Consider the following 23252-nt stretch of genomic DNA (forward strand, 5'->3'; position numbering starts at 1 on the left):
GCAGTGTTGCAGATTCACAGGGCCCGTCCGAACGAACTCCGTTTTCCTTTCTGCCGATGGTTCTGGCAACTGAACGGCAGTAGGCGGATCATCCGTGACTGACCGCAAGCCTTGCCCCCACCGGTTTCCGATCTCCATCATTCGGCACGCCCTTTGGCTCTACCACCGGTTTCCCTTGAGTGAACGCGATGTCCAGGAATTGCTGCACCAGCGCGGCCCAGCAGGTCAGCCATGAAACATTGCGCCAGTGGAACATCAAGGGCGCCCCCCTTCTGACTGAAGAACTGCGCCACCGAGAGGGGACGCCGGGGTTCTCGGTGGTTTCTGGATGAGGTGTGCGTTGAGGGAGGTGACAAGAAATTCTGGCTGTAACGGGCCGTCGATGAGACTGGTGCCACGCTGGACGTTTTCTTGCAAGCCCCCATCGTGACACGCATGCCGCATAGGCCTTTTTTGAAAGCCTGCTCGCAAATTCTGACGCCCCAGACACTGTTCATAAGGATAAGCTGTGGAGCTACGGCGTGGCTCTTCGAGCCCTTCCCATGCTCCACGCTGTGGAGCACATTCAGGCGATTTCCTCTACGCACTGCAACAATCTGATTGAACAGGCCCATCGCCCAACTTGGAAACAGGAGCGATGTCAGCTCGGGTTCAAGAAAGCGCAACGAACACAGGAATTTCTGGCCGTGCATGCTCGTGTTTCGAATCTGCACCAGCACACCCACACCACTGTCCCCGCGCTTAATCGGAGAAGGAATCAGTCCAAGGCCCAGCTGGCCTGGCGACACGCCATGCATGTGGCAGTCTGAATTCCAGATTGCCACTGGGTAGAGTTGACCTGCTCAATGTTAAGTTGCCAGAACCCTTCAGTTGACCGCCCGCTGGTCAGCAGGCAGTTTCACCTGCAACCGGATCTCATAGGTGTTAGACGCGCCGGAACGGGCAGGAACAAAAACTCCGGTGTATTCGCTGCTCCACTCTTCCGAGCTCTCGCTGCTGACAAGCATGTCTACCGCCGGCTGACCGGGCAAGACGTACTTTGCCGTGGCACGGTATCTGCCGATTGGCACGTCGAAAACGCCAGTGCCGTTTGAGCTGGGCTGCACCATGGCGGTGATAATTCTGCCCGCACTGCCGTCAATCAAGGCCCCGACGGGTTCCAGGGTGAGTTGTACATACTGCGCTTTGGTGTCCGTTTCGAACGTATCGTCCACGGGCGTCGCGAGCACAGCCGCTCCATACGTCCCATGCTTCCCTCCAGACTTCTCACCCGTGAGTTTCCACTCGAAGTTCTGGATCCCACCGTCGGCACTGGTAAAAGTATTGGAGGGCTCGGGATGAAGGTCTAGGGTATAAATCTGACCTTCGAAGGTCCGTGAGATTGAGGCGTATGCCCGCCACGAGTCATCGGGTGTCAAGCGAAGCCGATAGCGGCCGCTGGCATCGGTTGTGCCGATGATGTTGGCGTTGTAGTACACCGTACTTCCCACGACAACCTTCGCTCCAGCCACAGGCCTACCGCCGCCGTCCAGAACTAGGCCTTTGGCAAATCCGGCCTCAATGGTCGGCCCAGGATCGCCCGGCATGTCCATCCCGCCTGCACCCCCTCCGCCGCTGCAGGCGACCAGACCTGTGGCGACCAACAGAGCCATGCTGAAAAGCGGTGAACGGTGCGTGCTGATCTTCAAATCTGAATGCTTTGTCATGCCTGAAGTCTGTGATAAGGACAATGATTTGACGATGAATGTCCCTGTGCTCTCGGCGACGGACCGAAACGGACTCACTTGAGCTGTGTTGCCTTTAGGCCAGGGCCAGCTTACCTGCCGTAACCGCCCCCAGGCCCTATCGCCATTGATTTTTGATGACCATCAAACAGCAGGCTGCTAAAGCTCTATCACCGCTTTCCCCTTAGCTACCGGGATATTCGGGGATTGCTGCATCAGTACGGTATCAAGGTCAGCCACGCATCGCTTCGCGAGGGGTGCATCAAGTGCAGGCCACCCGTTGCCGAGGAGCTGCGCCATCGGGAGGAAACGCCGGGGTTCCCGATGGGCCTTGGACGAGGACAATACCATGGTCAAGGGTAAAGCCAAGGAGCCGCGAGCCGAGCAATCCCGAGTTCGGGCTGACATCGTGATCCCCACGGCGCGCTGCATCCTGCTCTTAGGTGGCTGGGGTGTCGAATAGCTTTCCAGCCTCACGCGTAGTCCCTCAGCGGACGCTCCAGCACCCCGCAGCGTGCCCGTACGCCTTGTTTTTCAGCCCACGGGTGATTTACGACATCAGGCTGGCTGCACCCGTGTCCATTGTGGCACCTGAAGCGCAACCTACCGGCCACAGCGCAGGCGAGCCGTTCGACGGTGGGGACTGGGCGTCGGTTTTGGGTCGGGCACTCAAGGCCAGACGTAGCGGCTTCACTCGAAAATCACGCCGCCTTTTCTACGGTCAGGTCGTGAGACATGCACCTCTATTTCACTCATTTCGCCTTGGCCTGACCCTGATGGCCCTCGCTGCGGGCCACTCGGCGGGGGCCACCCCGAGCATTGAAGAGTCACCCGTGTTACGCAGCGTGCGGGACGTGGCCGTGTTCGATGACGTCAGTGTAATCGAGGGCTTGGAAGACGCCCTGCAGGGGCTTGCCTCTGGATCCCGCCCTGTTGCCTCCGCGCCCCTGACACTTCAACAGGCGCTGACGAACCTCAACAGGCTGTTGGATTCGCGCGCTGGAATGACCGCGCGGGCAAAGCTCGATGAGGTTCTCCAGGGGCGCACTGCTCTCGAGGCCAGCGAAATCGCGGCGGCTGCCGTGCTTCAGCAGCGCTCCGCTACGGCCCTACAGGCCCTGCTGTTCGCGCACCGCACCGAACCCCAACGCGCCGCACATCTCATCAACATGGCGGGCGTGGCCGACCTCCTCGGTCTCCCGAATGAAGCCCTCGCGCTCCTGACCGCCGCCGACAGGCTGGGTGGAAAGCCCAGGGCGGTCCTACTGAACAACCGGGGGCGCACGCTCCTCCTCCTGGGCCGGTATCACGATGCTGAGGTGGCGTTGCGGGAAGCGGTGAACCTCGACGCTTGGCTATCGGAAGCAAAACGCAATCTCGCCCTCGCCCTCTACGCACAGAAGAAAGCGCAGGAGGCGGTGCGCTTTATGCGAGCAGGACAACGTCGCTCACCTGCTCTTGCGAAGGATGAGGCAGACAAACCGCTGGCCCCAGGCGTTCCGCAGAACGAGGACGACGATGCGGCCAGCGACGTCGAATACTGGGCACCATCGGCCCTGGTCTTTGATCTCTCACGTGCCAGAGACGGACGGCTCCCCGCGCTTCCATTCCCCAAAGACGTCGCTGGGCTCCCTGCCTACGCCGTGAGAATGCAGGCGCTCCGCTTGGAGTATGCGGCCAAGGTACAGGGTCAAACGGCACGGCTCAACGCCCTGGTCGAGCAGCGCGGGCGGCGGGCGGCGGGCAGTGGCGAGGCGACAGATGGGGTCGCCGCGGCCCGCGTCGCCGCCATAGCGCACACGATTGAGTTCTACCGATCAGAGCCGACGGTGCGGGCCCTGTGGGACAGGGTGGACCGGCACGTGCACTTCATGGATCCCATCAACGAGCAGCTGAGCGACGTTCTTGGGGAGTCCACCCTGCGTGAAGGCCCCGAGGTGAGTGCGTGCGGCACCAACCGCCGCTGTCAGGAGGAGGTTCATGAGCGCCACCGCCTGGCGCGCTGCAGCGCGGTCAGAGACGCCTTCGACAAGTGGCGTGCGGGCATGCACGAACTCGACAGTCTCACCGCCCAGGCCTTCCGGCCCACCTACCGGGTGCTGACGGGGCTCATCGGCAACGTGAGCGACCCCACGACGTACGAACTCCTCAACCTCGAGATGCAGCGCCGCACGCTGACGGCGATTGAAACCGATCTTCTGGTTCCCGCTCAACAGGGCGCGGACCTGTGGACCGTTGTTCAGGCCAGTGCACCCTGCGGCAACATTCCAGAACTTGAACCGGAGGTCGCGGTCTCGCTTGACGAGCCTGGTCCCTGTCCGGTCCGCGATCCGTACAAGGTTACGCTCGACTTGATCGTCGCTGAAGTCAGTTTCAACTGCGAGAAGGTCGCCGTTCAGGTGGAAGGGCCGGGATTGATTCTGATCGACACTTTTGGAGAGGTCGAGTACGCGTTTCAGGGCAAGGTGACCGTGTTTGCCGGCGTGAAGGCCGGGCTGGAGGTGGGCACTTACAACGTTGGCCCGGGCGCGAAAGCGGGCTGTTACTTGAGCGTCGACACCTCCGGACAGATCGTGGATGTGGGGGCCAAAGCCTCCGTGTCCGACGGCGGAAAGGTGGGAGGGTACGGGCTGGAGGTGGAACAGGAATACCCCATCAGCTTCATCGTGGAGTGACCGTTGCTCAGCGGCGAAGAAGGGACCTTCAATCCATGGCCCAGGACCACTTCTCCCACTCCTGCAGACGGTGACCCCGCAGATAGGGTTTGAACCCCTGCCGATGCCACGTTGTCCCCCGAAGTGGTCCAGCCCCAAGACGCGCGGGCCGGCGCTGGGCGGTCCTGGTGCTCCATGCCCGTGGCGTGGCCAGGCCGCACCGCATTCCCGCGTCGTCAAACACGAAGCGTGGAGATCATCTGAAGATCACCGACCGTGCGACACCCTGACCTTCCAGGGAGACGAAGTCGCCTCGGTCCCAGGAGAAACCATGAAAACCTGCAAGGGCACCTCCCAGTCTTCACTTGGCTCAAGCGCCGCCCACGTGCGTTCAGGTCCCAAGCGCCGGGACGCCGCCACTGGCCACATGACAATGGGGCCGAATGGCCTCCTTGTCCCGACGAAAGCATGACGGTGCCTGCGGTGAAAACTCTTAGCCCCCAGCGTTGGCTGGTGGTGCGTGTGTGGCTGGAGCCGGACATGGGGCTGGGCGTGTGGCGCGCGTCGGTGCGCCGCGATGACCAATATCTGTATTTCGCCTGCCCACGCGCGCTGATCACGTACCTTTCCACCGCGGTTCAGCTGCAGGACAGGACCACCTGAGGCACTCAAGGGCATACGCCTGGCATAGAGGCGGCCGCCTTCTCCGCCAGCCGGAAAAGGACGGCATGTGACCTGAAGACGCCACAGAGCGCTGCGCTCATACCTCGCCCACGCAAATACCAACTGGCTTGGTCGGCCTCCTGCACATGCTCTGCCGGAATCACTCGAAATTCACGGCTCCCTGATTGCGCTGCTTTCCGAACAGTCCAGAAAATCACCTGAGACCTTCAAAAGAGTGTATCAATGTCAACCCCTGTTAAAACCCTTACACTCAGCCTTTCTGTACTGTTCCTGGCCACCATTGGCCTGTCCGCGACGGCCAATACAGTGAGCGGCCGCGTGGTCGATGAGCGCGGCAAGCCCGTGTCGGGGGTCAGGATCATCATTGCGCCTGCCATGTTCCGGGGCACCCTGTTTGCGACCAGCGACCCGAGGAGCCAGTACCAGTCCATTGAGCTCAACCCAGCCTCCAATCCCTACTGCGTGACGGCCTACAAGAAAGTGAAATACCACGATCAGAAGGATTGCCTGCGGATAGCTGGGAATCCGGAGTCGTATCAGGATGCTTTGAACGCGAAAGCTGGCGTGATACGGAACTTTATTTGAAAGATTCGCGGCGAATCGGATATGCCCTCGTCCGATTACGGGGGCGACACCTGGGGCGGGAACCTCAGCTTCGAGCGTCTCTTCACCGAAGAAGCTCAGGTGGTCGACCTTGACGCAACGATGGAGGTGACCCTTGTCCCGGAGGGCCCGCTGATTGACGGCAGCAAGGGCTCTACCACCACGCGCACCACTCAGGTGACCAGGGGGCTCAGTGACATTCCGGTGGGGTACTACAAGGTCTCCGCCGCCCTGAAATACGCGAACGGGACGAAGACACCGCTGCGGGTGTGTCAGACCAATACTGAGCAGGCGTTGGGAAGCACGACTATGATGCTCTTCCGTGAATTTGACACCTGTGGGCACAGCGGCACTCTGCGTCAAACCCCGATCTGGCTCCTCAAACCTTGAGCGGTCCACAGTTGCAGCGTCCGGTGCTTCACGACAGCGTGACCATTTGCCAACGGCGGGCCCACTGATTACTGTGCCAGGCGCCTGTCCTCGCCGCCCCCTCCCGTGTTAATCACATGCAAGGACCCTGCACCGCGTCTGGTCGTCGGCCTGCTGAGCTCAAAAGCCCTGTCTCACGCTCAGGCCAGCAGAGCACCACCAGATTGTTCGTCGCCTCACGCCTCTGAGGCGATTTGGTGTCAAGCGCTCCACTCCATCAGCATCCACACGCGCCCGAAGAGGCGTGGTGGACGGATGGACTGGGAGGGAATGGTGCGTGAGGCGCTGCTGGGTGTTGAGGGCTGCTGCATCACAAGGACGCACGCCTCCTCGGAGGCCACGTCAGCAGCCAATAGCGGCCCACTTGAGTGGACCCACGGGATCACCCACGCCTCCCGCCTCGAGAGCAAGTGACATCAAAGCGGCACGTTGCCAGGCCTGCGAGCGTGAACGCTCGGCGGTTAGTTCTCGAAGTCAAACAGGGCGAGCAGTGCCTCGTACGCCGTCACAACCTCTCAAGCCGGCCATGCTCGTAGAGTCCCCGCGCACATCCATCTCTATACCTTTGGCAGGTGGCAACTCGCTGTGGCCCATCATGAGATCCGGTTGCCAAGCCGTGTGGCGTGTCCGAAGCGCCTGTGCAAAGTTGGTTCTGATGAGTTTGGTCACAGTGACGTAGCGAGTTTGGCACGGCTCGTTGGGTTTTCAAGCGCCAGATAGGGAATCAGGGCGCTCGCCTCGCGGTCGAGCAGCAGGTCACTGCCCTGAGTGCAGACGAGTCGGGGCATGCTGCAGTGCTCGGCGTGCCAGAAGACATAGGTGACAGTCTGAGTTCTAACGTGAACCGCGCAGCTCCTGCAGACCGGCAGCGAACGTGGCCCCCCAGACCAGACACAGCCCCGCAATGGGAAAGCTGGGCACGTAGCCGTTCATCACGAACGCCAGGGCAGCCGTTAAGGGTATACTGCCCGCCAAGCCCACACGCCACCAGGGCGCGCCCCGTGGGGCCACCCCAAGCACCGTCGATCCCACCAGGGCGGTAGAACCGCCCAAAATGTCGCACAGGAAGCCCAGCCGCCACAGCTGCACGCTTCGGCTTTCCCCAATCCAATAATCACCAATCAGTCCGAGGCCACTCAGGCCCAACCCGGCCAGGGTCAGGGCCACAGCAGAGCGCCCCCATCGACTGTAGCGGGCGCCAAGGGTCCTACTCCATATCGTGACGCCTGCCAGCACCAGCAGAAGCGGAATGAGAAGGGGGCGGCCGTAGACGGCATTGACCTGGTACGGGGCATGGGCGAGGAGGCCGGCCATGACAACACCTCCCGCCGCACCCAGAAGCCCGGTCCATAGTCCGCGTTCTGTTGTCTTGACCGCCGTCAACTCGGCGTGTGGCTGCTGCGGAGTTATGATCCACCCATCGCCAGTACAAACGTCCGGACTGTCAGCGCTGCGCTGCCCTTCCGGACTGTATGGCTGACGGTCCGGCCAACCCCAGTCAGGGTGCCCGACTCAAAGCCCAGGCCACTGAGTTCAGCGGCCGTTCCAGCGGGCAGCGTGAAGGCACCATCGTCCTTGGTCAAGCAGGAGAACATGGCGTCGGAGTCATCTGCAATCCCGGTCAGAAGGACAGTGGCGTTCGGGTCTTTGGTGGGATTCGACCAGCTGAAGGTTGCCTTCAATGTGAAGCTCTCGCCGGCGGCCGGGGTGGTTAGGCGCGGCGGGTCCGAGACCGGCACAGGAACACCGCTGAATGCTGGGAAGCCCCCCGCAGCTCCTGGGATATTCAAGACCAATCCGACCGGCGGTGCGGCCAGTGATTGGACCGAGGAGCGGTAGGCGTAGTGTGGCGGCGCCCCTGTACGGATGAGCTGGGCGTAAGGGGTCTGGGCCGTCCGCAACTCCAGGGGAGTACCGGCGTCAAGGGGGACCGGCGTGGTGGAAGATGCGTTAGGGAGTCCCAGCGGGCCACTGCCGTCTCTCACCACGCTGCACACGTCTTGCGTGGTGGACGTGGCCAGTGTTGCGGTTCCCCTGAAGAACGAGGCCACGACGCTCGTCGTCACGTGCGGCGTCGTGCCGGGCATGGCGATTTCTGTGCGGGACAGAAAGACGTCGCCGACCATCGTGGTCGGTTGAGGCGGGCTGCCCTGCGCGAGAACGATCCCACTCAAGAGTGCTGTCATCCAGAAAACGTGTTTCATCAAGGCTCCATCTCTGTGGTTGGAATGGACTGAGGGCACACCGAAGTGGTCGGATCAGGAGGCGGTGCGGCAGGACTAGGACCCGCCAGACCCGCCAGCGTAGAGACGTGCTACCTCAGGAGCTTGGTGGGCCCCGCTGCGCCTCACCGGGCTGCTTTGACGTCGAAGGCGACTGTCCGCGACTCACCTTCACTGAGGCTGAGGGCGGTTCCAGTCACTGTTGCCGGCAGGAGAAAATACACCCGGAACCTCGCTTCTTCTCCCGGTTTTAGGGTACCGTTGGCCGTTTCATCCCGGGAGACTTTCAGCAGGTAATCGTCGTAGAGCTGGACCTCGCCGTCGGTGTCACGCAGCTGCACCTTGAAGGTATTGAAAGCCCAGTCGGCGGCCTCAGCTGTTTTCGCCGTGCCATTCCGGATGCTAAGGGTCGCTATCAGGTACCGTTGGCCACTGGGCGGGACCTGGCCGTTCACGGCCGCCTGAGACAGCGTAAGCGAGTCCAGCCTCACATCGAACTTCCCAAGCGGAGCGTAGGTGCCAGGCGGTACCGTCTGAACCTCACGGGCGGTCGTCAACGAAGGGTCGGCCGGATCGGCGAACTCGGCGGCAAGGCCCTTCGCTTTTCCGCGCAGGTCATACCGCTGGACTGGGAAGTCGTCTCCGGCGCTCACGATGAGCTTCGGGATGGGACCGGCCGCCGGAACGGCCATCACCGCGTACACATTAATTTTTTGAGCCGGCTTCAAGGTCATGTCGAGCTGCTCGGACGTCCCGTCCCGCCCAACGTAATTGTCATGCTCATGGTTGATGTCCCGGGCATCCACGGCGGTGAACTTCAGGGTGTTCCAGGAGATGTCCTTCGACTCCTTCTGGGGATTCTGCAGCGTGTAGCGTAGGATCAGGAGTTTCTCGCCAGCTTTTGGCACGTAGACGTTCGTGCCTACAGTGACTCTGGCCAGGGTGAACTCCGCGCTATTGAGCGTGAAGTTGATGGCTGAGCGTCCCTTGCCCAGCGTGACCGTTTTGCCCAGTGTCCCCACACCACCTGCCAGTTGCGTGGTGCCCTGAACGACGGGCGTCATGGGCTTGGAAGTCGAGGGCGTTGCCTCTGCGAGGGAGAGAATTGTGGACAGAGTCAGCGCGGCGCTCAAGCTAACAACGCGATGGAATGAATTCATACATCCTCCAAGGGTGGGGCCACAGCCTGTCGTAGCTGTGGATTCGTGCTGCTGTCACGAACCTTGCAAAATGCAGGATGAATTCAGGATGAATGCTGCCTGTCTTGTGATGGCCGTAACGCAAGGCACGTGTATTTGGCGGTCCTGACTGCGTTCCACACAGCGTTCAGTGCCAGCGGAGTGGGCTCAGGCCGAACGAACGGCCTCTGGGCTGTGATCAGCTAGGCTTGAGTTCGGCCTCGGTGCTCTGGTGGCTCACCCTTCACCGTCAGGGGGTGATACCGCAGAACCCCAGTGCAACCCTGGTGAGGGTTACACGTTCACGTGGTGGACGCCATGTCTGCCGCCCTGAAGGGGATGGCCCTAAAAACATCGACCGAGTGAGGGAAGCGTGTCTGAGAGGAAGCGCATGACCGGAGGGAGGTATCACTTGAATCACCGAGTGAGCTTGGATGGGCTTCTTGTATTTCGTGCTCCTGGCGCCTGGGCTGGGCTGGGAGCGGGATGGGCTGGCTGATGACGGTCTAGGCTCCGACCATCAAGAGGATGGACCGCTGCTGGAGGCGCGCAGAATGGCCACGACGATACGGTCGGGGAAGATGATCAAGACCGATGAGGCCAGGTGCCGCCGGACTGCAGGTGGGGCGGTGGTGCATTCAGGGCTCGCAGATCTTGCACGTCGCAATGATCAGTGGAGGTGATCATGGTGATGGGTGACAGTATGGATAACCGCCTGCGGCAATGGAATCACACGCGCCGCATACTCTTGGGCACCATAGGTCAGACACCGTCGAACCAGGGCGAACTCATTCGAGGCAGGGAGGCGGAGCGCCAGCGGGCGCGCGCAGAACAGCAAGTTTTCCGATGTCGTGCAACATCCCGGTGGCGTAGATCCCTAGAGCCTATGGAGAGCGAGAGGGTGCTAAGGGCCGTAAGCCGGGCCACACGGAGGGCGTGTCGGGTGGCCCGGCTTACGGCCTGGTTTTGGATCACGTAAGGTGCTCGCTGGTCTTGGCGATTGGAGTAGGTGCAGATGAGTGCCACGTGTTGACCAGGGCGCCCCCTCCAGCACAAGTTGGGGGCGGCCCGGCTGAAGCGTGGTTTCTGTGAGCTGGAGGTGCACCCCGGAGGTCGGGTCACCGGGAGAGGGCGAGAGGGGTGGAATGGTACGTGGCGTAATGCCCGCAACTGGACAGACCGTCAAACAGGATCGTGATTGTGGTGTTGAACGGCACGGTCTGCACGTCGTTGTCCGCCATAATTTTGAGTGGCGTCCTCGTCCCATCAGCATTCACGACCACCGCGGAGATGTCGTAACGCCCGACGGCGACGTCCTTGACCCCCTGGCCCGCCTTGACGGTGCGCGTCAGTCGCTGCCCGGAACTGCCGTCAATCAGCGGCCCATTGGGCACCAGCGTCACCTCGATGGTCTCGTCGCCACGGACCATGTCGGCATCTTCCGTCGAGGGGTCCTGGTAGAACCGGAGGTCGCCGCCCCAGGTGAGATTGTCGTAGCCACCTTCGGCAGGGCCGGTCATCTTCCAGCGGAAGTTGCGCACGGCACCGTCCCGGGGATTGAAGACGTCAAAATCGGCCAGGGTTTCACCACCCATCCGCACGCAGGTCTTTTCACCGTGATAGTCCACGAGCTTGTACGCCTGCGCCTCGTAGGGGGCCACCGCGAGATTGAGTTCGGGGGACTTGTAGTATCCCTGGGCATCCGTGCGCGCCTTGATCAGGCCCTGGTAGGACGCCGGTTGAATCCACACTTCGGCATCTGTCACCGGTTTGCCCGTTGCATCCAGAATCCGTCCACTGACCGTCCCTGCCGCCGGACTGACGGGTCCTGGGTCCTGGCCGGGAATGGGTTGCGGATTGGTGATCGATCCCGCTCCCCCGCACGCGGAAAGAACGAATGCCATGCTCAAGGGAATAATGAATTTGTGCATTGTGTGCTCCTTTGCCGTTCCGGATCGTGTTGCCGTCCTGAGGCGCGTTGACTCTGGCAGGTGGGGAATGAATTGCGGATGAAGGCCTGTCACCAGCCTGCGTACCTGAACGGTTGGTCCGGGCGGAGGCCTGAGAAGCTGGAGTGGTCTTTTCCGAGTGTCAGAGATGCCCATGGCTGCTCCCGCGGCAAGGACGCCAGCAGGTGTGCTCGTGGCGCAGGAAGTGCGTGAGGCCGCTGTGGAGTTGAATATGAGCCCCGCGTGCCAGAGCTGAACACGGTCTCTGCACCGGACAGGTCGGCTGCCCTTGAGAGTTCTGGGGAAGTGCTGACCTGGGCTTCCTAAACCTGCTTCGAGATGGGTTCAGACCCGTCACGCGCTGTGCCGGGGATCAACAAGTCAGGTGGTATAAAGGAGCGTCGGGTGCTCTAGCAAAGCTCTCAATCTCTAGAGGCAGCTCCACAAGCGAGGACGCTCAGGGTGCTGACGGAGAAGTGCGCACCCAGGATCGCTCAGCCTCGCTTGGCCTTGAACTTCGATCAGCTCTTCTACGAGGAGCACGCTCACCGGCTGGACCAGCGTCTGGTGAGGGAGAGCGAAGCACGCCTCAGAGCAGTGGACCCACTGAAAGTGTCATGAATAAGATCAAGCAGATTGAGCGTCAGATGTAGGGGCGTGGGTCATTTCAAATCCTTCATCAACACGTTTTGCTCACGAGGTAACCCGCTGCACGTATCAGTGGAAGAACCGCAAAATCGGGGCATGCCTAAACCGCCACTATCAAATCCGGACCAGCGTGTCTACATTGATCAGTGGGAAAAATCGGAAACAAGCGTTCCAGATGTGGTCAATGGTCACTGCAGTGATCGCCTCAGGTTCAGGCCACCCCTATCCTCAGACTGCCATGACGGCAGTTCAGGCAACACAACCTTGAGATTTTCGGCCGACGACTGAAAGCGCTCAGCGCGCGGTCTCGTGTGGGCTCGGCGCGCCAGCCTGCTCAGCGGCAAGGCGGGCCAGCGCGTCGCGGTGACGGGTGGTGCGGGCGAGATCGGTCAAGTGCCGCATGGTGCTGTCGCACCGCTCTGTCAACGCGCCGGACCTCAGGACGTCGGTCATCAGCATGGCCCACATGTCAAAAGCGGCGTCGAGTTCGCCGTTCGCTTCCAGAATCGCGGCGGCCTGCTCCAGCGCTTCGGCCGCCTCCGTAAAGCGCAGCGCGGCGCACGCCGCGCGCGCCGCTTCACGCAAATTCGGCACGGCGCGGCGCGCGGCGCCGCCTTCGAGCCAGTGGCGCGCCGTGCGCGCGGGGTTGCCGTTGTGCAGCTCAAGCGCCCGCGCCGCGGCGCGGTGCAGGGCCTGGCGAACGCTGTTTGACATACCCGCACGCACGCTTTCGTACACCAGGTCGTGGCTGAAGCGTCCCTCTGCGAGGATCTGGGCGCGTTCGAGTTCTTGCCACGCGGGCAGCACCTCGAGGAGGGGCGCATCGAGCACGGCGCTCACGAGGTCAAGGTCAAAGTCCGTTTGCAGCACGGCGGCAGCTTGGGCGAGCAGCAGGGCCTTCGTGGACAGGCGGCTCAAACGCTCGCCGATGACTTCCTGAACTTTGCCAGGCATCAAGGGCGACTCGTCACTCGACGCGCCTTTGTGTTCGAGCAGGTGCTTGACGGCTTCGAGGAGAAAAAGCGGGTTGCCACCGCTGGAGCGCGCGAGCCGGGCGGCGTGAACGTCGACGAGCGGAAGATTCAAGCTCGCGAGCACCCGCGTCGTGGCGTGCTCGTCAAGCGGCTCAAGGTCAATCCAGATGCACAAGCCGGCCGCCAGCATGCCCCTCAGCTGCGCTTCCACGTCGCTCGGCAACTCGCCCGCACGGTGCGCAGCGATCATCGGCACGACCCCTTGGTGTGCGTCGAAGGGCACGTACTTCTGCGCGATGGACGCGCCGAGCTCCATGCTGGCGGGGTCGTAGTACTGCATATCATCGGCAATGACGCACTTCATGCCGCGGCTCACGCGCAGCGCCAGTTCACCGACGGCCGCGAACAACCGTTCTTTGTTCCCGCGTGATGGCGTGGGCGGCTCGCTCGTTGGCCACACCTCTGGGAGGAACAGCGCGAGTTGCTCGCGGACCCAATCGGGCAACTCCAGGTCGGGGCGGGCGCGCAAGACGCGGCGCCACGCGCGCGCGTACGTGCCGTACGGCACGTTGGTGTCGCCAGGCCGACCGTCAAGATTGAAGAAGGGCCCTTTGCTGGCAGCGAACTCTTTGATCAAGCGTGACTTGCCGACACCCGGCACCCCGCTGATCACGATGCTTGTGCCGCGCGCCCACGCCTCGTCCATCAACGCCCACTCGCGCTCGCGTCCCGCCAGGATCGGGGGGCACAGCACGGACGACGGCATGACCCGCTGGGCTGAGGGTGTGTTGGGGGTCAGGACGCGCCCACCTTGAATGGTGCGGACCAGGTCGAGGGTGGCGCGCAACGGCGCCACGCCGTGCTCGCGCCACAGCACAGCCTCGCAGCGCGCGAAGGTGCGCAGAGCGCTGTCGCGATCGCCCAGCAGGTACTGCAGCTTGAGGACGCGCACAAACGCATCTTCGCACGCTGCGTCGACGCGCAGCAGGTGCTCGGCCCACGCAAGGGCATCTTCGTACGCGCCGCGGGACGCGTCCCGGTCGCTCAGCGCGGCGAGCGCGTCGCGCCGCCAGCCGCGCCAGCGGGTACGCTCGCCCGCCAGCCACTCGTGAAATTCGGGCAGGTCGTCGTACATATACGCGCCCAACACATCCTCGTGGTGCGCCACGAACGCCTCCTCGTGTCCGAGCAGCAAAGCGTCCTGTACTTGCAGCGCGTCCACCGTGAGGCCCTCTTTGAGGCGCACGACGTCGCCACCAACCACAAGATCTTCTCCAAGCGTGCGGCGCCAGCGTTTCAGGAGCTGCACCAGGCTGTTGCGCGCCATGTGTTCTTTCGACTCGGGCCATAACAGGCCCGCCACCCTGGAGCGCGGAGTGCTTCCCTCAAAGGCGAGAAGCGCGAATACGCCCGCCGACTTGCGGTCCAGCGTCACGGCCCCGCTCGGCCCGGACACGGTGGGGACGCCGAGCAGCGCGACGTGCACGAGGGGTGTCGAAAGCACGCTGAAATGATAGCAATCGCGCCTTTGCAATGGCTTAAATTGGGCTGGGTTGCAGGACAAACGCCACGTACGCCTCGCGGTATTGAGACGGGACGTGCAGGGCCGTGGCGCGCGCTGACTGCGCCGCTTGACGCGCGGCCTCGGCCGCGTGCGGATGCCCGGCGGCGCTCAGGACGGCTGCATGCCGCGCCGCCAAACGGGCTCGTGGTTCCTCCAAGGGGTCGAGGTGGTCCAGCAGACGCGCCGCCTCAAACGCGTGCGGCAGCGCCTTATCAGCCCGCCCCGCCCGAACGAGGCGATGGGCGTGCTGCATCTCGGCCACGCTCAGCAATTCGCCCCCTTCAGAGGCGCGCACGCGGCGCAGCACCGCCTCGCTTTGCGCAAGGTCCGCCTGGTCATCCCAGCGGGCCCGCAGCAAGTCCAACCGCAAAGTGTCATCGGGACCAAGGTGAGCGCGCAAGGCGCCCAGTTCGCGCAGCAACTCGGTCGCGTCCTCGCCCCGCTCGGCCCGTAAGGCTGTGAGCGCCAGGAGCGCCTCGGCGCGCTCGAACGCCACGTCCTGGGCCGCGGCGAGCGCTTCGCATGCCAGCACCTCCGCTTGTTCGAAGACGCCGAGCGCGGCGTACACCGAAGCGGTTTGCCGCAGCACCAGCGAGGCGGCAAAGCCGTTGTACGCTGCGCTCGCCTCCCGCGCCAGCTCCAGCACGTTCAGCGCCTCGCCGTACCGCCCAAGGTCACGTTCTATGGCGCCCAATGACAACAGCGCGAGTACCCGGTTCATCTCCCGCCCCTGCATCCTGTCGATCAGCTCTAAAGCCTCGACGGCGTGCGCTCGCGCTTCCCGCTTGCGCCCCGCCCGGCTTAAGGTCAACGTTAAGTTGGTCAGGGCGTGCATGCGAATGACGGGCCGCTCGGCGCGCTCACTGTGTTCGATGAGCGCCCGCAGGTGCACAGCGGCCTCGCTGTAGCGTCCGAGTTTGCCCAGCACCACCCCGAGGTTTTGCAAGGCCGAAAGCTGCCCACTGACTCGCCCCAGTTGTTCATTGAGGATGGCGGCGCGCCGCAACGCCACGGTGGCGGCGTCCAGCTCATTGGCTTGCAAAGCGACGATGCCTAAGAACTGCGTCAACTCCGCTTGTACGTCTTCAGCGCCGCTGCGCTCGGCGTGCGCGCAGCCTTCCCGCGCCGCTTCAAAGGCGGTGCGGTGCTCGCCGCGGCGGCTGGACAACAGGCCCTGGCAGTGCCACGCGCGCGCCCGCTGCCCCTCAGTCCGCGCGAGGGCGAATAAACGCGACACGGACGCTTCGTATCGCTCGCCGAGGTCGAATTCCTTGAGGAAGTCGCGCGTCATTATGTGCCGTGCGTCAAACGCCCCGTCCAAATCTCCGTGCGCTTCCAGCAGCGCCGCAGCTTGCTCAAGCAGTTCCGCCGCGTCCACGAAGCGCAAGGCGCTCCGCGCGAGGTCGGCGGCTTCCCGCAACTTCGGCGCGGCGTGCAGCGGTTCGCCGCTTTGCAGCCAGTGGCGCGCCACTCGAGAGGGCGGAAAGCCGTGCCGGTCAAGCACCCGGGCAGCGCTGCGGTGTAGCGCCTCACGCACACACGTGGGCAGGTTGGCCTCCACTGCCTCGTACACGAGGTCATGACTGAAACGGCCTTCGCCGAGCATCTGCGCGCGCTCCAGTTCCTGCCATGCGGGCAGCACGTCAAGGAGCGGCTTGCGCAGCGTCTCCGCGACGAGTTCGAGCGTGAAGTCGCTTTGCAGGACGGCCGCCGCCTGCGCGGCGTGCAATGCGGTAGCAGACAAACGCCCGAGGCGTCGCATGACGACATCCTGAACAGGCCCTGGAGGCGTGAGGCGGTTGGGAAAGCCGCGCTCAAGTTCACCGGTCTCGATCAAGTGCTTGACGGTTTCTAGCAGGAACTGCGGATTTCCCCCGGTGTAGCGCTGCAGATCAGCTGTGATTGGCGCCAACTGCGGCACATTCATGCTCTGTACCAAGTGGTGTACGGCGTCAGGTGCGAGGGGCCCCAGCTCGATGACGAGCACCCGGCCCGTCCGCACAAGGTCCGTGAGGGCCTGCGCCGCGACCGATGTGTACTCTTGCGGCCGTGAATTGAACACGATGCGAAACGGCGCGTCCACGTCACCCCATCCGAGCGCGCCCCACATGAACAGCTGCGCTTCAGCGCTGCCATCGTCGAAGTGATGCGTGTCGTCGTACGCGAGCACGGTCATGCCCGCTTGAATCGCAGCCTGCACCACTTCTGTCATGGCTTGGTAAAAGCGCACCCTGTCCGCTTGCGAGGACATCGGCAGCGCCGACCCGAATTCCGGCAGGATATAAGCGAGTTGCTGCGTGACCCACGGCTCGAACGAAAGCTGAGGGTACTTACTCAGAATCTTGCGCAGCATGCGGATGGTCAAGCCGTACAGCACTTGTTCGTCGCCAGGGCGGCATTCGAAATAGAAGTCTCCGCCGTGCGCGCGCGCGAACTCCTGCACGAGGCGCGATTTGCCAACGCCCGGCTCCCCGACGAGGCACACGCCTTGCCCTTTCGCCCACGCTTCTTCCATCAAGGCCCACTCACGCTCGCGGCCCACCAACAGCGGTGGGCGCAATACGGACAGCGGAATTGAGGAAGTTTGCGGTGCGTCATCGATCGGCGCAGCACCCTCGCGGATGAGGCGAGCGAGCTCGCGGGTTTGCCGCGTTGGCGGCACGCCGAACTCGCGTGCCAGCATCTCTTCGCATGAACGCAGCGTCTCCAATGCGCGCGCGCGGTTCCCGAGGGCGAGTTGCAGACGCATCACCAGCACGTACGCTTCTTCGGAGGCGGGATCAACAGCAAGCAACTGCCGTGCCCACCCCAAGGCGCCGTCAAGATCGCTGGCAGCCTCCGCGTCAAGGGCCAGGGCGCGCAGGGCGTTACGCCGCCACCCCTGCCACCGCTCGCGTTCGCTCAGCAGCCAGTCCTCAAACTCCGGGCAGTCATCGAAGTCGAAGGAAGCGAGTACATCACCGTATGAGGCCACGAACACCTCGAGGCGTCCGCGCGCATGCGCTTCACGCAGCGCGCACGCGTCCACGCGCACGCCGTCCGCCAGACGCAACTCGCCTCGCCCGATCATCAAGTCCGACGAGCAGGCAAGGCGCAATTTGCGCAATGTCTGGGACAAGCTGTTGCGCGCCTTGGCCTCCTCTGCCCCGGGCCACAGCAACGCGGCGAGTTTCGCTCGGCTGGTTGGACCTTCTAACGCAAGGTAGGCCAAAAGCGCGCTTGGCTTACGCTCCAGCAACTGGGCCTGCGCGCCGGCGCCGAGCAAGCGAGGCGTGCCCAGCACCTCCACTTGCCAAGAAGACATTGAGGACACGGTCAAAGTGTAGCGGGAAGGTGCCAAGGAGGGTGTATTGCTTCACTTCCCGGCCAGGCATGAAAGTACAAGAGAGACGGTTCTGGCAAGTTAAGTATTTAGAGACACATGTTACTTTATTCAGGTAAGCCAGTTACGAGTTCACAGGATCGAGTTTAGACTCAGACAAAAAGTAGAAGGACTAAATGGGAACTTTTCCTTGGTCCGTCACAGATGTGGTCGTGCTCGAACTCATATTTCACATGACGTTCAGTTAACTTGACACAACCCTGCCTCATCACCTCTTCCAGACGGGTTATAACCGACCGGAAGAGGTGACTCGCCGCCAGGGACGTCCAGACCCATTCGGAGGGTGGAGAGGCGTCCTAGAGTGCCGGTTGGGTTGCCGGGAAAACATTCCAGCGAACCAATCGGCACCCCTTTCCGCACTTTCCAGCCATCGGTCTTTCCGTGAGGGACAGAAGAGCAGGAGGAGATCGGCTCATTAGGTTTCTAGGGCGTGTGCTCATGGGCAAGCGATGGCCGGGATCGACACGTACACTCGGGACATGCCGATGCTCTCCCTCGATGTGCCCGACTACAGTCCCGAAGGTGGATTCGGTCCCGAATGGGACGAAGGATTTCAAATCGCCCTTCGCATTGAGGATGGCCAGGTATACCTGCAAGCAAACAACGCCGGTCTGCGTTCACTCGCTCGCCTGCTTCTAGGACTCACTGTTGACGGCGTGCAGGACTGGCACCACTGGCACCTGGAAGACTGGAACAGTCTTGAAGAAGGATCTGTTCCGCTCACGGTCATGAAGTTCCCGGAGCAGCCGTAGACCTCGCCTGAATTCTGTCAGCGGATCCACGTCATTGCGACAGCCACTTCGAACCACGCTGTGTAATGACAGCGCCTCTTGTCGTACCTCGTTGCGACGCGCCGAAACCGTTTCAGCCACGCAATGGCGCGTTCGATCTGGTTCCGTTCGCGGTACACCATGTGGTCGTACTGTGTCGCGTGTCGCTGGCCTTGCTTCGGTGGGATCACCGCTCGAATCCCACGTCGCCGAAGTTCCTTGCGGGCTATGCCATTGCTCTACCCTCGATCGCCGACAAGCTGCTCAGGGCGGTGCTTCGGCCGTCCCACTCCAGCGCGTTTGACCCGCCCAGCATCAAGGAGTGGACGAAAGCTGACCATTTCGTGCCGCTCACCCCCGGTGAGGTGGAGAGCAAGAGGCTTGCCCTGCCCCTCGCATTTGAGGTGCACCTTGGTACTGAACCCGCCCCGAGAACGCCCCAGTGCTTCATCCTGTTGACCACCTCGTGCGCCTGCAGCGTGATGATGTGCCCGGACAATCGTTGAGTCGATGTACTGCTTACTCCAGTCAATCTGGCCTTGCTGATCTGCGAGTTGCTGAAGCCGTGACAACAGGTTTGTCCACACGCCTTGCTTACACCAGCGGTAGAAGCGTGTGCTTATTGAACTCCAATTGCCGTAGCAGGGTGGGAGATCACGCCAGGGTGCACCAGTACGGAGGAGCCAGAGGACGGCATTAAAGAACACGCGATCGTTGAGCCGCGGACGACCTCCAAATCCGCGTTCTGCGGGGAGGTGAGGCTGCAACACAGCCCATTGGTCGTCTCTAAGGTCGTGGCGGTGAAGTTCACTCAAAGCCTTTCAGGCTATTGAGTCCCCATGAGCACACGCCCTAGAGATATAGAAAATTAGCTACCTATTCGAATAGACGATCTGACCAAACCCACCTGGGCCAGCCGTTCGATCAGCTGTGTCTGAGAGTAGGGAGGACGACGGAGACTGAGCCGGAGCGCTTCGATCGCTGCTTTCGTTTCCTCAGGAGTGTTGACCAGCAGGCGGGTGACCAAATCATCTGGAGAAAGCACCTCCAGGCCATAGCGCTGAACCGCCGATGTTGGGAAGTCTTTCAGATTCCAGGTCACCAGCAGTTCAGCTTCTGCCGTGATGGCCGCCGCAAGGACGTGGCGGTCATCCGGGTCAGGCAGTATCAGATCTGGAATCAGGACTTCGTACCCGCGGACTGTGGCGTCAGGCACCGCGGCTTCCATCTGCTGCCGCGTCCGCTGAAGCCGGTCTGCCGAGAGATCCGGGCGGTCTTCAAGCAGGTTGCGGATCCATTCGTCGTGGATCGTCTCGGTCCACCGGGCACCGATCAGCCCAGCGGTGGCCAGATGCATCAACAGATTGCGGATCAGGGAAGGGTAGAGGACGGAAGCGTCGAGCAGGGCCACGGGACCCATCAGTCGAGGCCCAACTCCTGCAGGTCATCGGCGAGTGCCTGCAGTGCCTGCTGGCGTTGCGTATCGAGGCGGGCCTTGTACGCGAGGACGTCTTCCAGGTGCAGGCGGCGCCGTGGACCGACTTTGCGATGGGGTAGCGTTCCTTCCTCGACGAGTTTGACCAGGTAGGGCCGGCTGACCTTCAGGAGCTCAGCGGCCTGCTGGGTGGTGATCTCTGGTTCGAGGGTCACCACCTGAACGGCTTTGCCAGCCGCAAGTTGTCCGAGGAGATCTTCGAGGATGCTGGCGAGCCGGTTGGGCAGCGGAGCACTGCGGATTAGGAGAAGTTGCTGGCGGGCGGCTTCGGTGTCGGCGGGGGTGGGGAGGAAGGGGGTGGTCATGGCTGGGCCTCCTGTCCCCATCTTACGAAATGAACGAAACGAGCGAAATAAGCAAAATCACCATCGAAATCGAGGCGAGCCGTAGTTAATGTATGTTATCTATGGGGTCATGGGCATGGAACTGGAGGTCTACCGGGCGGAGGTCTTCGACCGGGCAAGAGCATGGATCGACCTCAATCCCGAGGAGAGGAGACGCCGGGGCGTGGAGGCCTGCCGAGACCAGGATGCTGAAGCCCTGTGGAATCTGACCGAGGCTTACCTCACCCTGCACGGGTCCAGCGGGACCGCTACCAGTCCCCGAACCCTCAAAGCATACCGCTGGGCAGTCAACCGATTTTTGGATTACTCGGCACACCAGGCTGTCAATCTGTTGCGGGCGACTTCAGGCGATGGAGTGCGTTTTATCCGGTCCGTGGAAGCCGGAGGGCTGAGTGCCTCGAGCACCCGGGTCCAACTCGCCGGGGTCCGGCTGTTGTATTCCGCGCTGCGGTGGGCAGAAGTCACTGGTGTGGCTCCGTTTGCCGATGTCAAACCGGTGCGGGATAAGACCGCGGCCTGGGATAAGCGCACGCCATATACCCACGCTGAGGTCCAAACCCTGCTGGAAGCTGCAAACCCACGCATGCGCGTCTTGCTGCTGCTGTGTGCCCACGGCGGGCTGCGGGTCAGCGAGGCACTAGCGCTCCGCTGGGAGGATGTGAATCCCGCGGCCCGGGAATTGACGGTTCGGCAGGGCAAAGGCGGGAAGCAGCGGCGGGTGGTGATAGGGGAGAGCCTGGCTGCGGCTTTGACGATTCTCCCCGAGAGTGACCAGGTGGTCGGTGGGAGCTATCCGGCTGCAGTCGAGCGATTGCGGCGCTTATGTCTCCGCGCCGGCGTGCCGTACCGGGGTCACCATGCGCTCCGTCATTACGCTGGGACTCGGCTGACACGGGAAGGGGCGTCACTTGATGACGTCGCCCGTCATCTGGGACACTCTGCGCTGGAGACGGCCAGGATCTACGCCAAATGGAGCGACGAGGAACTGCGCCGTCGGATGACAGGCTGGTGAATGTACTGAAAGGTTCCATTCGATAGATAGACTTAAAGAAGCTATCGAGACGTTTATCGCTCAACACAATGAAGAGCTAAGACCCTCTCTCCATGTCAAGCGCTCAGCCGATGACATCTTGAAGAGTTTGGTTCTGTCAAGTTAATCGGACAGCATGTGAATAATGAGTTTAGATGTCTTGGAACTCGACTGGATCTTCCAAGAACTGGGCCAAAACATGCTTAGTATTATGTTCTTATATAAATAGAGTTCAATCTATTAATTTAAAAACTACTAATATAAAGTAACATGGGTCACTAAACACTCAACTTGACAGAACCGTCATAGGAGAGGCGAGCCGGATATTGTGGAAGACGTGACCCCGCCTGTTGCGCCCCAAGCCTTGGAGTCCCTGCCCACCTGGCTCTCCCAACCAATCGAGAAAAGCCCAAATCCTCCCGTTGACCCTCGCCTGCAGGGCCTGCCGTACCACGAGCTAAGCTGGCAGGATTTTGAACGGCTGTGTCTCCGCCTCGCCCACCGAGACACAGCCGTCGAGGGCTGCCGCCTCTATGGTGAGCAGGGCGACGCACAGGCAGGTATCGACCTATACGCGCGTGAGCTCGACGGTGAAAAGTACGTGGTGTATCAGTGCAAGCGCGTCAAGGAGTTCGGTCCTGCAAACATCAAAGCAGCTGTCGACAAATTCTTAGAAGCAGATGGATTTGTGAGGCGTGATCGGATCTCCATTTTCGTGTTGTGCACGATGGAAAGCCTGCGGGGACAGCAGCGGGACGACATGTTCCGCGACCAGCAGGAGGCGCTAAAAGCCCACAACATCGAATTTAAACGTTGGGATGCGGACGAATTAAACCGCTTCCTTAAAGAGGCGCCTGAAGTTGTGGACGACTTCTTCGGGCGTCCCTGGGTCGAGGCTTTTTGCGGCAAAGATGCGGCTCTCGCTCTTGGTAATCGTCTCGACGCCCCAAACTTTCTACAATTGCGTCAGGGGCTCTGCTCGTTCTACGCCTCGGTATTTGAGCAACATGACTCTGGTGTAGCTCTGACTGACGCCACTCGTGTCCGTGCGCCGTCGCTTCGTGAAAGATTCATCCTACCTGACATTCTCGATACGCCTCCCGACAGTCTGCCTAACGAACTGCCTTACAGCCCAGATGAAATAGAACTCGAAGCCGAGGATGAACCTGATGCGAGGCGCCACCGCCGGGAAGGACGCACCATTCGTGTCTCGTCCGACAACCGGCGGCGGGAACTGGAGAGCTGGCTGATTGAGCACGATGCTCACGTGATCCTCGGGGGACCTGGCTCCGGCAAGAGCACTTTGCTGCGTTTCTTGGCCCTTGATCTGCTTAACGACGCGCCACAACTGGCGCAGGTGGCGGCCCGATGGGGTCAATATATTCCGGTGTGGGTTCCGTTCGCGTTCTGGACGCGCGTGATCTCGTTTGAGGACAAGGACACCGTTTCCCTCCACGAAGTCATGAAGCGGTGGTTGCATGCCTTCAATGCTCAAGACCTTGCGCCGTGGGATTGAGCCAGTTTTGAGTCGGTGGAGTTAAGCCTCACCATAGGAGGCAACCCCATGACGACCAGAAACACCTACACCGCCGAATTCAAACG

General features: G+C 61.8%; 17 protein-coding genes and 2 pseudogenes. 8 read left to right on the forward strand and 11 right to left on the reverse strand.

Annotated features, from left to right (window positions below; translation table 11 throughout):
• Nucleotides 1–94: 94 nt before the first annotated feature.
• Nucleotides 95–809, forward strand: a pseudogene (locus HNQ08_RS18115) (IS6 family transposase).
• A 57-nt stretch (nt 810–866) separates the two neighbouring features.
• Here the strand turns inward: HNQ08_RS18115 and HNQ08_RS18120 are convergent.
• Nucleotides 867–1706 carry a carboxypeptidase-like regulatory domain-containing protein gene (locus tag HNQ08_RS18120; protein WP_184135273.1) on the reverse strand — a complete coding sequence of 280 codons (840 nt, stop codon included), beginning with the start codon at nt 1704–1706 and terminating at the stop codon, nt 867–869.
• 794 nt (nt 1707–2500) lie between these two features.
• Here HNQ08_RS18120 and HNQ08_RS18125 point away from each other — a divergent pair.
• The 4 genes from HNQ08_RS18125 (at nt 2501) to HNQ08_RS18140 (ending at nt 6055) form a co-directional block, all read left to right on the forward strand.
• Nucleotides 2501–4399, forward strand: a complete 1899-nt coding sequence (locus tag HNQ08_RS18125) for a tetratricopeptide repeat protein (protein WP_184135276.1) — start codon at nt 2501–2503, stop codon at nt 4397–4399.
• 462 nt (nt 4400–4861) lie between these two features.
• Nucleotides 4862–5041, forward strand: a complete 180-nt coding sequence (locus HNQ08_RS18130) for a hypothetical protein (protein ID WP_184135278.1) — start codon at nt 4862–4864, stop codon at nt 5039–5041.
• Between the two features lie 243 nt (nt 5042–5284).
• Nucleotides 5285–5647 (forward strand): carboxypeptidase-like regulatory domain-containing protein, encoded by a 363-nt coding sequence (locus tag HNQ08_RS18135; protein ID WP_184135281.1) that lies wholly within the window; start codon nt 5285–5287, stop codon nt 5645–5647.
• 21 nt (nt 5648–5668) lie between these two features.
• Nucleotides 5669–6055 carry a hypothetical protein gene (locus HNQ08_RS18140; protein WP_184135283.1) on the forward strand — a complete coding sequence of 129 codons (387 nt, stop codon included), beginning with the start codon at nt 5669–5671 and terminating at the stop codon, nt 6053–6055.
• 704 nt (nt 6056–6759) lie between these two features.
• Here the strand turns inward: HNQ08_RS18140 and HNQ08_RS27985 are convergent.
• The 7 genes from HNQ08_RS27985 to HNQ08_RS18170 form a co-directional block, all read right to left on the reverse strand.
• On the reverse strand, nt 6760–6882 hold the full coding sequence (locus tag HNQ08_RS27985; RefSeq protein ID WP_268240033.1) for a hypothetical protein: 123 nt from the start codon (nt 6880–6882) through the stop codon (nt 6760–6762).
• 46 nt (nt 6883–6928) lie between these two features.
• Nucleotides 6929–7408: a hypothetical protein gene (locus HNQ08_RS18145; protein ID WP_184135285.1), complete on the reverse strand. Its 480-nt coding sequence runs from the start codon at nt 7406–7408 to the stop codon at nt 6929–6931.
• A 92-nt stretch (nt 7409–7500) separates the two neighbouring features.
• Entirely contained in the window at nt 7501–8298 is a 798-nt protein-coding gene (locus HNQ08_RS18150; RefSeq protein ID WP_184135289.1) for a hypothetical protein, read from the reverse strand.
• Between the two features lie 143 nt (nt 8299–8441).
• Nucleotides 8442–9380 (reverse strand): hypothetical protein, encoded by a 939-nt coding sequence (locus HNQ08_RS18155; protein ID WP_229790243.1) that lies wholly within the window; start codon nt 9378–9380, stop codon nt 8442–8444.
• 1232 nt (nt 9381–10612) lie between these two features.
• On the reverse strand, nt 10613–11425 hold the full coding sequence (locus HNQ08_RS18160) for a carboxypeptidase-like regulatory domain-containing protein (RefSeq protein WP_229790242.1): 813 nt from the start codon (nt 11423–11425) through the stop codon (nt 10613–10615).
• 960 nt (nt 11426–12385) lie between these two features.
• Entirely contained in the window at nt 12386–14569 is a 2184-nt protein-coding gene (locus HNQ08_RS18165; RefSeq protein WP_184135296.1) for an AAA family ATPase, read from the reverse strand.
• Between the two features lie 34 nt (nt 14570–14603).
• A complete protein-coding gene (locus HNQ08_RS18170; protein ID WP_229790245.1) occupies nt 14604–17933 on the reverse strand; it encodes an ATP-binding protein in 3330 nt (1109 codons plus the stop codon).
• A 557-nt stretch (nt 17934–18490) separates the two neighbouring features.
• Between HNQ08_RS18170 and HNQ08_RS18175 the strand changes: the two genes are divergently transcribed.
• Nucleotides 18491–18763, forward strand: coding sequence for an Imm32 family immunity protein (locus HNQ08_RS18175; RefSeq protein ID WP_184135301.1), 273 nt, complete (start codon nt 18491–18493; stop codon nt 18761–18763).
• Nucleotides 18764–18780: 17 nt separating this feature from the next.
• Here the strand turns inward: HNQ08_RS18175 and HNQ08_RS18180 are convergent.
• The 3 genes and pseudogenes from HNQ08_RS18180 to HNQ08_RS18190 all read right to left on the reverse strand — a co-directional run bounded on the left by HNQ08_RS18180 (nt 18781) and on the right by HNQ08_RS18190 (nt 20581).
• Nucleotides 18781–19596, reverse strand: a pseudogene (locus tag HNQ08_RS18180) (IS5 family transposase).
• A 53-nt stretch (nt 19597–19649) separates the two neighbouring features.
• Complete coding sequence (locus HNQ08_RS18185; protein ID WP_184135304.1) at nt 19650–20192, reverse strand: VapC50 family PIN domain-containing toxin; 543 nt, start codon at nt 20190–20192, stop codon at nt 19650–19652.
• Between the two features lie 8 nt (nt 20193–20200).
• A complete protein-coding gene (locus tag HNQ08_RS18190) occupies nt 20201–20581 on the reverse strand; it encodes a helix-turn-helix domain-containing protein (RefSeq protein WP_221284285.1) in 381 nt (126 codons plus the stop codon).
• A gap of 88 nt (nt 20582–20669) precedes the next feature.
• Here HNQ08_RS18190 and HNQ08_RS18195 point away from each other — a divergent pair, with 88 nt between their 5' ends.
• Entirely contained in the window at nt 20670–21632 is a 963-nt protein-coding gene (locus HNQ08_RS18195) for a tyrosine-type recombinase/integrase (protein WP_229790241.1), read from the forward strand.
• 355 nt (nt 21633–21987) lie between these two features.
• A complete protein-coding gene (locus HNQ08_RS18200) occupies nt 21988–23166 on the forward strand; it encodes a hypothetical protein (RefSeq protein ID WP_184135308.1) in 1179 nt (392 codons plus the stop codon).
• The last annotated feature ends 86 nt before the right edge of the window (nt 23167–23252 follow it).

This window comes from Deinococcus humi, assembly GCF_014201875.1.
In the GTDB taxonomy this organism is placed as follows: domain Bacteria; phylum Deinococcota; class Deinococci; order Deinococcales; family Deinococcaceae; genus Deinococcus; species Deinococcus humi.